General features: G+C 68.8%; 12 protein-coding genes. All 12 read right to left on the bottom strand.

Annotated elements, in window-relative coordinates:
* A partial coding sequence (gene lpxB / locus VDQ18_RS20220; protein ID WP_323022703.1) for a lipid-A-disaccharide synthase occupies window positions 1-1,154 on the bottom strand: 1,154 nt, incomplete at its 3' end.
* Window positions 1,151-1,951, bottom strand: a complete 801-nt coding sequence (locus tag VDQ18_RS20215; protein ID WP_323022702.1) for an LpxI family protein — start codon at window positions 1,949-1,951, stop codon at window positions 1,151-1,153. The genes VDQ18_RS20215 and lpxB, both read right to left, overlap by 4 nt.
* Window positions 1,948-2,745 carry an acyl-ACP--UDP-N-acetylglucosamine O-acyltransferase gene (lpxA, locus tag VDQ18_RS20210; RefSeq protein WP_323022701.1) on the bottom strand — a complete coding sequence of 266 codons (798 nt, stop codon included), beginning with the start codon at window positions 2,743-2,745 and terminating at the stop codon, window positions 1,948-1,950. Before lpxA ends, VDQ18_RS20215 begins: the two co-directional genes overlap by 4 nt.
* Window positions 2,746-2,748: 3 nt before the next feature.
* A complete protein-coding gene (gene fabZ, locus VDQ18_RS20205) occupies window positions 2,749-3,234 on the bottom strand; it encodes a 3-hydroxyacyl-ACP dehydratase FabZ (protein ID WP_323022700.1) in 486 nt (161 codons plus the stop codon).
* A gap of 91 nt (window positions 3,235-3,325) precedes the next feature.
* Entirely contained in the window at window positions 3,326-4,012 is a 687-nt protein-coding gene (locus VDQ18_RS20200) for an OmpH family outer membrane protein (protein ID WP_323022699.1), read from the bottom strand.
* Window positions 4,012-6,399, bottom strand: coding sequence for an outer membrane protein assembly factor BamA (gene bamA / locus VDQ18_RS20195; protein ID WP_323022698.1), 2,388 nt, complete (start codon window positions 6,397-6,399; stop codon window positions 4,012-4,014). Before bamA ends, VDQ18_RS20200 begins: the two co-directional genes overlap by 1 nt.
* Window positions 6,400-6,591: 192 nt before the next feature.
* On the bottom strand, window positions 6,592-6,759 hold the full coding sequence (locus VDQ18_RS20190; protein ID WP_323022697.1) for a hypothetical protein: 168 nt from the start codon (window positions 6,757-6,759) through the stop codon (window positions 6,592-6,594).
* A 115-nt stretch (window positions 6,760-6,874) separates the two neighbouring features.
* Window positions 6,875-8,200: an RIP metalloprotease RseP gene (rseP, locus tag VDQ18_RS20185; protein WP_323022696.1), complete on the bottom strand. Its 1,326-nt coding sequence runs from the start codon at window positions 8,198-8,200 to the stop codon at window positions 6,875-6,877.
* 14 nt (window positions 8,201-8,214) lie between these two features.
* Complete coding sequence (gene dxr, locus VDQ18_RS20180) at window positions 8,215-9,393, bottom strand: 1-deoxy-D-xylulose-5-phosphate reductoisomerase (RefSeq protein ID WP_323022695.1); 1,179 nt, start codon at window positions 9,391-9,393, stop codon at window positions 8,215-8,217.
* Entirely contained in the window at window positions 9,393-10,181 is a 789-nt protein-coding gene (locus VDQ18_RS20175) for a phosphatidate cytidylyltransferase (RefSeq protein ID WP_323022694.1), read from the bottom strand. Before VDQ18_RS20175 ends, dxr begins: the two co-directional genes overlap by 1 nt.
* Window positions 10,178-10,894, bottom strand: coding sequence for a polyprenyl diphosphate synthase (gene uppS / locus VDQ18_RS20170; RefSeq protein WP_107752572.1), 717 nt, complete (start codon window positions 10,892-10,894; stop codon window positions 10,178-10,180). The genes VDQ18_RS20175 and uppS overlap by 4 nt, the downstream gene beginning before the upstream one ends.
* A gap of 57 nt (window positions 10,895-10,951) precedes the next feature.
* Entirely contained in the window at window positions 10,952-11,515 is a 564-nt protein-coding gene (frr, locus tag VDQ18_RS20165; RefSeq protein WP_323022693.1) for a ribosome recycling factor, read from the bottom strand.
* Window positions 11,516-11,608 lie beyond the last annotated feature (93 nt).

Below are 11,608 nucleotides of genomic sequence, written 5' to 3'. Positions count from 1 at the left end.
CCCGGCCCCCCGAGATAGCCCAGCACCGAGCGCGCCGCGCGCAAGCCCGGCGCCTCGCCGCCGCGGCCGAGCCGGGTCATGGTCTCGGCCATCGCCGCTTCCTGCGCCGCCCGGCCGGGTCCGCCCGCCAGCAGCGACGACAGCACGGGCGCGATGTCCTCGGCCTTGCAGGCCGGGCCGATGAATTCCGGCACCGTTCGCGTCTCGCTCACCAGATTGACCAGCGTCACCGTGTCGATCTTCAGCATCCGGCCGATGATCACCTGGCTCAGCGCCGCCATCCGATAGGCGATGACCATGGGCGTGCCCGAGGCCGCCAGTTCCAGCGACACCGTGCCCGAGGCCGCCAGCGCCGCATCTGCCGCGCCGAAGGCCGCGCGCTTCACCGCGATGGGCACTTCGGCCGCGTCCAGCACCACGGGCGCGCCCGGCCAATCCGCCACCAGCGCCCGCACCTGCGCCGCGCGCGAGGCCACCGTCGGCACCACCAGCCGCAGCCCGGGCACCGAAAGGCCCCGGACGACTTCGCCGAACACCGGCCCCAGCCGCTCGATCTCGCCCCGGCGCGAGCCCGGCAGGACCAGCAGCAGCGGCGCCCCCTCCAGCCCATGCGCCGCCCGGAACGCCGCCACCTCGGCCCCGGACGCCACGAGTTCGGCCGCCACCGGATGACCGACGAAATCGCAGCTCATCCCGGCCGCCTGCATATAGGGCGGCTCGAAGGGCAGCAGCGCCAGCACATGGTCGACCCAGCGCGCCATCTTGGCCGCCCGACCCGGCCGCCAGGCCCAGACCGAGGGCGCGACGTAATGCACCGTCTTCAGCCCCGGGTTCGCGGCCCGGGCCAAAGCCAGCACCCGCAGGCAGAAATCCGGGCTGTCGATGGTAATGACCGCCGCGGGCTGCGCGCGGCCGATGGCCTCGGCCGTCTCGCGGATCCGGCGCTTGAGATGGAAGTATTTCGGCAGGATCTCGGCCAGCCCCATGATGGAGAGTTCCTCCATCGGGAAGAGGCTCTGCATCCCCTCAGCCTGCATCAGGGGCCCGCCGACCCCCTCGAACACCACGCCCGGCGCCAGCGCCTTCAGCCCCGCCATAAGCGCCGCACCCAGGGCATCGCCCGAGGGCTCGCCCGCGATCAGGAACAGCCTCACGGCTCGGCCCAGAGCGCGATCCGCGCCGCATCGGCCGCCGCCAGAACGCCCTTGCGGTCCAGCACCACGACGCGGCCCGCCTGCAACGCGATGCCGGTCAGACCCGCGGTTGCCGCGGCCAGCACCGTTCCCGGGCCGATGGTCGGCAGATCGGCCCGCAGATCCTGCCCGGCCTTGGCCCGCTTGACGAAGACGCCCCCCGCCTGCGGCTCGCGCTCGGCCCGGTGGCGGGCCACGTCCTCCAGCATCGCATCGGTGCCGTAGAGGGTCTCGACCCCCAGGCAGAGGCCCGAGGCCACGACGCAGCCCTGCCCCACATCGACCGCATCCAGCGCCGCCAGCACCGAGCGGCCTCGCTCGGCATCGGCGCGCTCGGCCTCGGTCGGGGCACGCGCGCCCAGCACCCCCTCGCCCGCCAGCAGGTCCGGCGCCAGCTCGCCCAGACCGGCGACGCGCAGGTCGTATTCCTCGATCAGGCCGATGATCCAGCGCAGCGCCGCGTCGTCGCCGCCGCGCATCGCCGCCAGCAGATCCGGCACCAGCGCCGCCGTCTCGCGGTCGAAAAGCGCCGGGTCCAGCCGCGGCCGATGGATCGCGCCGACCAGCGCCACCGTCTCGATCCCGCGGTCGCCAAGGGCGCGCAGGAAGGGCGACAGGCGCTCGAAATGAAACACCTGATCGACCGTCAGCCCGACCGGCTGCACCCCCGCGGGCGCGCAGATCAGCGGTGCCTCCAGCCGGGCGGCCAGTTCCGCGGGCAGGCTTCCGGCCCCGGCAATGAGCGCGATGCGGCTCATTTCGGCGTCAGGAAGGAGCGGTCCGAGGCCGAGAGGATGAAATCCGTGATCTCGCGCACATGGCGGCTCTCGGTTTCCTCGGCCAGCCTCCGGGCGCGGTCGAGAAAGGTCCCCTCGCCCTGGGCCAGCATCTGATAGGCGGCGCGCAGCGCGGTGATCTCGGCCCGCTCCACCCCGCGGCGCTTCAGCCCCACCAGGTTCAGCCCGTCCAGTTCGCCCCGCGGCGCCTGCACCAGCCCATAGGGCATCACGTCATTGGTGACCATGGTCACGGCGCCGATGATCGCGCCCTTGCCGATGCGCACGAATTGATGCACGCCCGACAGCCCGCCGACGATCACATCGTCGCCGATCACGCAATGCCCGGCGATGGCCACGTTGTTGACCAGCACCACGCGGTCGCCGATCTGCGCGTCGTGGCCGACATGGGCGCCGGTCATGATCAGGCAATCGTCGCCGACCCGGGTGACGCCGCCGCCGCCCTCGGTCCCGGTGTTCAGCGTCGCGCCCTCGCGGATACGGGTGCGCTTGCCGACCACCAGCCGGGTCCGCTCGCCCTTGAATTTCAGGTCCTGCGGGATCTCGCCGACGCTGGCGAAGGGAAAGATCGTGCTCTCGTCGCCGATGTCGGTCCAGCCGGTGATCACCGCATGCGACTTGACCACCACGCCACGGCCCAGCGTCACCTCCCGCCCGATGACCGCGAAGGGGCCGATCTCGCACTCAGGGCCGATGACCGCGCCGTCCTCGATCACGGCCGAGGCATGGACCCGCGCCGAAGGATCGACCGCCACGGCTCAGCCCCGCCCTTGCAGGTCGATCATCGCCATGAACTCGGCCTCGGCTGCCATCTCGCCGTCGACCGTCGCCGTGCCCTGGAATTTCCAGATCTTGGTCGAGCCGCGCAGCACCTCGACCTTCAGCTCCAGCACATCGCCGGGGACGACCTTGCGGCGGAACTTGGCCTTGTCGATCGACATGAAATAGACCAGCGGGTTCTTGTCCACGAGGTCGAGCGTCAGCCCGACCAGCACCGCCGAGGTCTGGGCCAGCGCCTCAATGATGGTGACGCCGGGCATGATCGGGGCACCGGGGAAATGGCCCTGGAAATGCGGCTCGTTGAAGGTGACGTTCTTGACGCCGGTCGCAACCTTGCCGACCTCGATCCCCTTGACCTTGTCGATCAGCAGGAACGGGTAGCGATGCGGAATGATGCGCATGATAAGCGACAGATCCGCCTCGGAGGTGGAGGACCAGTCACGGGTCTGAAGGGGTTCGGACATCTGTGCACTCCGCTGGAATTCGCCTCAAGGCCAGGGGCCTTGTCCGCAGCACTAACAACTTAGCCCCCCGCCGACAAGGCAGAGCGCCGGGTCAAGGCTGCGTCGGGGCGGGCGCTGGCTCAGCGGGGGCGGCATCCGGGGTCTCAGGATCGAGGGCCGCGGGCGGGACAGGATCGGGCGGCGGGGTCACGCCTTCCTCCACCAGATTGCCCGACGCAATGGCCGCGTCGAGCCGGGCAATGGCGGCATCCGTCACATCCAGCCAGTCCGAGCCCAGGATCATCACATCGGGCTTCAACAGCGCCAGCAGCCCTTCCTCGTTCATCATCTGCACCAGAACCGGCAGCGCCGTGTCGAAGAATTGCTGCGCCTGCTGCTCGGACCAGAGGGTCAGCGCCTGGCTGGCATCGGCCCGCTCGGCCCGGATCGCCTCGACCCGGGTGTCGAAGGCATCGGCGCGGCGGCGGAATTCCTCGGCGCCGAGACCGGCGCGGGCATCGGTCAGCGCCTGCTCTTCCTCGGCCAGCTGGTCGAAAAGCCGCTGGTTCTCGGCCGCAAGCTGGCTTTCGGCCTCGCGGATCCGGGCCAGGATCTGCTGCCCCAGCACCGAGCCGCGCAGCAGCCGGTCCTGATCGAGGATGCGGAACGGCACGCTCGAGACCCCCTCGGGCGGCGGGGCCAGCACCTGGGGCGCGACCGGCGGCGCGGTCTGCGCCGCCACGAAAACGGGGGCGCCCGAGAGCGCCCCCGCCAGAAGGATCACGGCCAGGCGGGTCATCAGAACCGGGTGGCCATCGAAAGGTCGAAGCGGCGGGGCTGGTCGTAGTCCTCGCTCATGATCGGCGTCGAGAAGTTGAAGCGCAGCGGCCCCATCGGCGAGTTCCAGAACAGCGAGACACCGGCAGTGGCCCGGAGCGTGCGGTCGTCGATGACGCAATTGCTGTAGGGGGCGGCACCGGCGCAGATCGTGCCCGGATTGTCGATGCCCCAGACCGAACCCACGTCCAGGAACAGACCGCCATGCATGTTGTACTCAGCCGGCAGGCCGATCGGGAATTCGGCTTCCAGACGGGCAACGGCGAAGAAGTTGCCGCCCAGACCGTTGCGCGAGCCATTGGCGCTGTAGGCCACCGGCCCCATGCCATAGGCCGAGAAGCCGCGGAACTGGTCCGAGGTCAGCACGAAGCGCTCGTTGATCCGGCTGTCGCCCGATTGATGGGCAATCGCCCCGGCCTCGAACTCGGCGCGCAGGGTCACGTCGCCGTTGAAGACCCGGCGTTCATAGCCCGCCATCACCGTAGTGCGCAGCCAGCGACGATCGCCGCCCAGCCCCGCCACATCCTGCCCGAAGCGGAAGACGAAGCCGCGGTCGGGGTCAGGCCCGTTGCGCCGGTTGTCGAAGGAATAGGTATAGCCCACCGACGAGGTCAAGGCGGTTCCCGCGTCCTGACGGATGCGGGCGGCGATGGTGTCATCGGCCGGAATTGCCGGAACCGCCGCCACCGTCAGCTCATCGCGCGATATCGAGGCGCGCACCGACAGTCGGCCGAACTCGCTGACCGGGAAGGTCAGAGAGGGCGAGAATTGCAGCCGCTGCGAACCGAAGCGCGCCGTGTCGCTCGAAGTGGTCGAGGACAGACCCACGGCGATACCGAAGGCCAGGTCCCGGCCCAGAAGCGCCGGTTCGGTGAAGTTGAACGACAGGCTGCGGGCGCTCGACACCGTCGAGATCTGGACGCTCAACCGCTGACCGCGGCCCAGGAAGTTGGTCTCGTTGTAGGTGATGCTGCCGCCGATGCCGTCATCCGCGCCATAGCTCAGACCGAAGCCCAGCGAGCCGGTCGGCGTCTCTTCGACCTGGACATCGACCACCGCCTGCTCGGGCGAGGAACCCGCCACCGGGTTGACCTGCACGTCCGAGAAATAGCCAAGCGCCTGGATGCGCGCCGCCGCTTCGCGGATCTCGCGCGGGTTCAACGGGTCGCCCTCGGCCACGTCGAACTGGCGACGGATCACGTTGTCCTGGGTGGCGACGTTGCCCTGAATGTCGATCCGTTCGATGAAGACGCGCTCGCCGCGCACCAGCGCCAGCTCCACGTCGATGGTGCCGTCACGCTCGTTGCGCACCAGACGCGGCTCGGCGCGGACGAAGCGCTGGCCGGATTCGTAGCCCACGCGCTCGGCCTGCTGGATCAGCGATTCGACCATGGTCGGCGTGAACAGCATGCCGGTGCGGTCGGTCAGCGCTGCCTGATAGGGCGCCGCGTCGATGCCGCCGATCTCGGACACGACGGAGACGCGGCCGATCCGGTATTGCTGCCCCTCGCGGATGGTGAAGGTCACGTAGGCGCCGTCACGCTCGCGCGTCAGTTCCGTCACGCCGGACAGGACCTGCACATCGACGAAGCCGCGCGACAGGTAGAAATCCTGCAGCGCCTGACGGTCGCGGGCGACGCGCGCCTCGTTGTAGTTGTCGGCGCGGAACAGCGTCGACAGACGCCCGGCCTGAACCGTGGCCAGCGCCCCGCGCAGGCGGCGCTCGCTGAAGGTGCGGTTGCCCACGAACGAGATGCGCTCGACCTCGACCACCGCGCCTTCTTCGATCTCGAAGGCCAGATCGACGCGGCCATTGGCGCGTTCGATCAGGCGCGGCGTCACGCGGGCCGACAGGCGCCCGGCCTCGGCATAGGCGGCGGCGATGGCATTGGCGTCAGCCTCGGCCGTGGCGGGCGAATAGACGCCGCCCGACCGCGAGGTGACGACGCCGCCCAGACGCTCATCGTTCAGCCGGCGGTTGCCTTCGAACGCGACGCGGCTGATCAGGGGATATTCCTGAACGGTGATGACCAGCGTGTTGCCGCGCGGAGTGAAATCCACCTGACGGAAAAAGCCGGTGCCCGCGACGCGCTGATAGGCCGCGTTCAGATCCGCCCCGCTCATGCTGCGGTCGCGAGCGATTCTCGCGAAGGCGATCACCTGATCGTCGTCGATCAGCGTGTTCCCCTGAACGTCGATGTTGGAAAAACGATAGGCCTGCGCTGCAGCCCCACCTGCCGCCGCGATTGAAATCGCAGAGGAAACGAGAAGAACTGCCGCCAAGCCCCGCACCGGGCGCATCGCCCCCGCGAGGGCGCGCGCATGCAGGTTCACATTTGTGCCGCGCATCCAAAAGCCCCGTTATTACCGCCGTTTGTTTTGAGTCTTGCTATCGAGACGGGGCAGGATTGTCAAAGAGTTGCGTACGGTCGGAGTCGATTTCGCAGCATGTGGGGATTCGCGGCATCGCCCCAAGGAAAATCCCGCCGCGCCAGGAGCGGCGGGCGGGACGATTCGCGTAAGGCCTCTGCCGGCCGGGGATCAGAGGCCCAGAATCTCCATCGACGGGAGGTTGTGCGTCAGCAGGATCTCGACCAGTTCGCCCGCCACCACCAGCCCGGCAACAGTAGCCAGAAGGAACCACAGACGGTCCGACGACAGGGCGTAGAGGTTGCGCAGGCTGCGCGTGGCGGGAAGGACCAGATGCATGGCAAGGCTCCGAAATCAGGCGGGACGCCGAGGGACTTTCTCCTTCGGTATCCCGCCCAATCATGGCGCAAATGCGGCCGAGCCATGACTGCCTGAGGACAGGGTTAACAGCCCCTTAGCAGAACAGGTCGTTCCCCAGCGCAAAGAGCATCATCGCCCCCAGCAGCACCAGCCCGGTGGTCATCAGCGCGCCCATCACCCGGTCGCTCGGCGGCTTGCCGCGAACCGCCTCATAGGCGTGGAACACCAGATGCCCGCCGTCGAGGATCGGGATCGGGAACAGGTTCAGCAGCCCCACCGCCGTCGACAGCACGGCGATGAACCAGATGAAGCTCGCCAGCCCGTCCTTGGCCATCTCGCCCGAGGTCTCGGCAATTCCCACCGGACCCGACAGGTTGCAGGTGCTGATCGCACCGGTGATCATGTGATAGAGGCCCGAGATCGAATTCGACACGATGGTGCCGATCTGGCCAACCGCCAGCGGCAGCGCCTCGGTCAGCCCGACATTGCGCACCGGATGCTCGAAGAAGGTGCCCGATTGCAGGCCGATCAGCCAGCGGGTCTCGAACCCGCCATCGGCCAGCGGCAGATCGGTACGGCGCGGGGTCAGCGACAGGTCGATGACCGCCCCGTCCCGCCAGATTTCCAGTGCCACCGGCTCTCCGCCTGCCGCGCCGACCAGCGGCGGCAGTTGCGAGAAGGCCAGGACCGGAGCGCCGTCCACCGACAGCACCACATCGCCGGTCTGCATCCCCGCATCCCGCGCCGCCGAGGCCAGCGCGATCCCCGCCGCCCGGGCCGGAATCGGATGCGGCCCCTCGACCGTCAGGACGGCGCCGTCCCGCTCGACCGTGTAGGGAACCGTGGCGGCCGGCTCGATCTCGTTGGCGACGGTGTAGAAATCGCTCAGTTCCGGCGTCGGGCGGCCGTCGACGGCGGTGATCAGATCGCCCTCTTCCAGCCCCACGGCTTGCGGCAAGGGGAAGATCTGGCCGACGCGCGGCTGTTCGGCGGGCAGGCCCTGAACGGCGATGAACCCCGCGAAAACCGCGATGGAGAAGAGGAAGTTGAAGGCAGGCCCGGCAAAGATCGTCGCCGCCCGCGCCCAGAGCGGCGCGCCATGCATCGTGTGCCGCCGCTGCCCGGCGTCGAGATGCGACATCACCTCCTCGTCCGCCCCGGCCGAGGCGGCGTTGGCATCGCCCAGAAACTTGACGTAGCCGCCGAAGGGCAAGGCGGCGATCTGCCATTGCGTGCCGCGCTTGTCGGTGCGCTTGAACAGCACCGGCCCGAAGCCGACCGAGAAGACCTCGGCATGGATGCCGGACCAGCGGCCGACGATGTAATGGCCGTATTCATGCACCGTCACGATGATCGACAAAGCGACGATGAAGGCCCCCACGGTAAAGAGCAGATTGCCGAAATCGGGCAGAAGACCCATGCGTTTTCCTTTTCTCAGACCGCCGCCGCGCGGCGGGCCTGGGCCGCGGTCCCCGCCAATGCGCGGGCCTCGGCATCAATGGCCAGAACCTCGGCCAAGGTCTCGGGCCGACGGTTGATCGGGGCGCGGGCGGCGTAAGCGGCCAGCGTCGCCTCCACCACCGGCGCCATGTCGAGAAACCCGATGGTGCGGGCGATGAAATGGTCGAGCGCGACCTCCTTGGCGGCGTTGAACACCGCGCCCGAGGCCCCTCCGGTTTCCATCACCTGCCGCGCCAGGTCCAGCGCCGGATAGCGCCGGTGGTCGGGCTCGGCGAAATCGAGCCGCCCGGCGCGCGCCAGATCCAGCCGCGCCACCGGCAGTTCGGCCCGGACGGGCCAGTTCAGCGCATAGCCGATCGCGTGGCGCATGTCGGGCGCGCCCAGATGCGCCATCACCGCCCCGTCGCGGAAGGCGACCATGGCATGGACCAGCGATTGCGGGTGAATGAGGACCTGCACCTGCTCGGGCGCGAGGCCGAAGAATTCATGCGCCTCGATGACTTCCATCGCCTTGTTGAACATCGAGGCCGAATCGATGGTGATCCGCTGCCCCATGTCCCAGTTCGGATGCCTGCCTGCCTCGTCGGGCGTGGCCTCGGCCAGCCGCTCCAGCGGCCAGTCGCGCAGGCCCCCGCCCGAGGCGGTCAGCGTCACCGTCTCGACCGCGCCGATTTCTTCACCGGTCAGTGCCTGGAAGACCGCGGAATGCTCGCTGTCGACGGGCAGGATGGTGGCGCCATGCGCCTGCGCCTCGGCCAGCAGCAGCGGCCCGGCCGTCACCAGCGATTCCTTGTTGGCCAGCGCCAGGATCTTGCCCTGGCTCAGGGCGGCAAAGCCCGGCGCCAGACCCGCCGCGCCGACGATGGCCGACATGACCCAATCGGCCGGGCGGTAGCCCGCCTCGACCACCGCGCCGGGGCCGCCCGCGACCTCGATCCCGGTCCCGGCCAGGGCCTCTTTCAAGGGTTTGTAGCATTCCTCATGCGCGGTGACGGCAAGCCGGGCCTTGTGCAGGATCGCCTGCCGCGCCAGCAGGGTCACGTTCCGCCCGCCGGTCAGCACCTCGACCGCGATATCTGCGCGCCGGGCCAGCAGGTCCAGCGTGCTGACCCCGACGGAGCCCGTCGCGCCGAAGACCGAAACCCGCCGCATCAGGCCGCCAGCCCGGCGAAGGCACCCAGCAGCGCCAGCACCAGCGCCAGCGCCGCCACGGCGATGATCGCGTCGAACCGGTCGAGGAACCCGCCATGCCCGGGGATCAGGTTCGAGGAATCCTTGACCCCCATGCGCCGCTTGATGGCGCTTTCGGCGATGTCGCCCAGCTGCCCGGCGAAGGCCAGCACGGCCGAGATCGGCACCACCGCCCAGGGCATCCCCGCCCAGAGGACGAAGGCCACGCCCACCAGCGCCGCCAGGATCCAGCCCGCCACGGTGCCCGACCAGGTCTTCTTGGGGCTGAAGCGCGGCCAGAATTTCGGCCCGCCCAGGATGCGGCCCGCGAAATAGCCCGCGACGTCCGAGGCGATGACGATCAGCAAAAGCCACAGCACGAAGGTGAAGCCCATTGCGTCCCGCAGCAGGATCAGCCCCTGCGCGGCCCAGAGGATCAGCCCGTAGTAAAGCCCGTAGATCACCCGGTCCTTCGGCATCCGCCAGGCCATGACCGCCGTCCCCAGCGCGAGCCCCGCCAGACCGACCCAGCCCGGCTGATACCAGGTGAAGACCCCGACCAGCAGCGCCGCGACCAGACCGGCGGCCTCGGCCCGGCCGTCGGGCCCGGCTGGCGCCATCATCCGGGTCAGTTCCCAGCCCATCAGCGCCGCCAGCACCAGCCCCAGCAGCCCGAAGGCCCAGCCGCCCAGCCAGAGCGCGCCCAGCCCCACAACGGCCATCGCCAGACCCGAGATCACCCGCGCCCTGAGATCCGAGAAATCGCTCACGGCTTCACCCCGCCGAACCGCCGGTCCCGCCCGGAAACCCGGCGCAGGATCTCGCCCAGAACCTCGGGCGTGAAATCGGGCCAAAGGACGGGCGTGAATTCATATTCCGCGTAAGCGGCCTGCCAGAGCAGGAAATTCGACACCCGCGTCTCGCCCGAGGTGCGGATCACCAGATCGGGCTCGGGCAGGAAGGCCGTGTCCAGCTCGGCCTCGAGCAGGGTGTCGGTGATCGCCGCGGGGTCCAGATCGCCCGCCGCCACCTGCCGCGCCAGCCGCCGCGCCGCCCGGACCAGCTCGTCCCGGCCGCCGTAATTGATGGCGATGGTGAAGGTCAGCTTGGTATTGGCCTCGGTCCGCTTCTCGATCCAGGCCATCAGTTCCTGCAGCTTCGGGTCCAGCCGCCGCCGGTCGCCGATGAAGCACATGCGCACATTCTCGCGGCTCAGCGCCTCGGCCTCGCGCTGGATGTAGCGCGCGAACAGCTTCATCAGCCCCAGCACTTCCTCGGTCGAGCGTTTCCAGTTCTCGGTCGAGAAGGCGTAGACGGTCAGATGCGTGATGCCGAGATCGGGCGCGGCGCGCACGATCTCCTTGACGCGCTCGGCCCCCTTGCGGTGGCCAACCAGCCGGGGCCAGCCCTTCTGCGTTGCCCAGCGGCCATTGCCATCCATGATAATGGCAACATGACAGGGCGTGCCGGACGGATCGGGCATGGGAACTCCGGGTCAAAAATACGATTGCGACGCCCCGAAACACACGGGGAGGGGCCGTCACACCTGCATGATTTCTTCCTGCTTCGACTCGAGAGCCTTGTCGATCAGACCGATATGCTTGTTGGTCAGTTCCTGCACCTCGGATTCCCAGAATTTCTGGTCGTCCTCGGACATGCCGTCGCCCTTGGCCTTCTTGATCTGGTCCATGCCGTCGCGGCGCACGTTGCGCACGGCGACGCGCGCGTGTTCGGCGTATTGCCCGGCGACCTTGGTCAGCTCGCGGCGGCGTTCCTCGTTCAGTTCGGGGATCGGCAGCATGATGATCGTGCCGTTGAGCTGCGGGTTGATGCCCAGCCCCGATTCACGGATCGCCTTTTCCACCTTGTTGACCATCGCCTTGTCCCAGACGTTGATCGTCACCATCCGGGGCTCGGGCACGTTGACGGTGCCCAGCTGGTTGATCGGCGTCATCTGGCCATAGGCGTCGACCTGAATCGGCTCCAGCATCGAACCCGAGGCGCGGCCGGTGCGCAGCGAGGCGAATTCCGTCCTCAGCGAGGCGATCGCCCCCTCCATCCGACGCCCGAGGTCGTCAATATCAATCTCGATGTCGTCGGCCATGGCGCGCGCTTCTCCGTCAGGCAATCAATCAGTTCGAGGCGTTTTAGGGCCTCCTCGGGACTTTGTATAGCGCGCTGACCGGGAAGTGAAGCA

Source organism: Pararhodobacter sp. (assembly GCF_034676075.1).
Taxonomy (GTDB): Bacteria; Pseudomonadota; Alphaproteobacteria; order Rhodobacterales; family Rhodobacteraceae; genus Pararhodobacter.
This window is presented reverse-complemented; position numbering and strand designations above follow the sequence as displayed.

What these genes read in the sequence shown, in the direction of transcription:
- VDQ18_RS20215 (WP_323022702.1), bottom strand. Translation starts at nt 1,951, where the DNA reads ATGAGCCGCATCGCGCTCATTGCCGGGGCCGGAAGCCTGCCCGCGGAA.
- fabZ (WP_323022700.1), bottom strand. Translation starts at nt 3,234, where the DNA reads ATGTCCGAACCCCTTCAGACCCGTGACTGGTCCTCCACCTCCGAGGCG.
- VDQ18_RS20200 (WP_323022699.1), bottom strand. Translation starts at nt 4,012, where the DNA reads ATGACCCGCCTGGCCGTGATCCTTCTGGCGGGGGCGCTCTCGGGCGCC.
- bamA (WP_323022698.1), bottom strand. Translation starts at nt 6,399, where the DNA reads ATGCGCGGCACAAATGTGAACCTGCATGCGCGCGCCCTCGCGGGGGCG.
- VDQ18_RS20190 (WP_323022697.1), bottom strand. Translation starts at nt 6,759, where the DNA reads ATGCATCTGGTCCTTCCCGCCACGCGCAGCCTGCGCAACCTCTACGCC.
- rseP (WP_323022696.1), bottom strand. Translation starts at nt 8,200, where the DNA reads ATGGGTCTTCTGCCCGATTTCGGCAATCTGCTCTTTACCGTGGGGGCC.
- dxr (WP_323022695.1), bottom strand. Translation starts at nt 9,393, where the DNA reads ATGCGGCGGGTTTCGGTCTTCGGCGCGACGGGCTCCGTCGGGGTCAGC.
- uppS (WP_107752572.1), bottom strand. Translation starts at nt 10,894, where the DNA reads ATGCCCGATCCGTCCGGCACGCCCTGTCATGTTGCCATTATCATGGAT.
- frr (WP_323022693.1), bottom strand. Translation starts at nt 11,515, where the DNA reads ATGGCCGACGACATCGAGATTGATATTGACGACCTCGGGCGTCGGATG.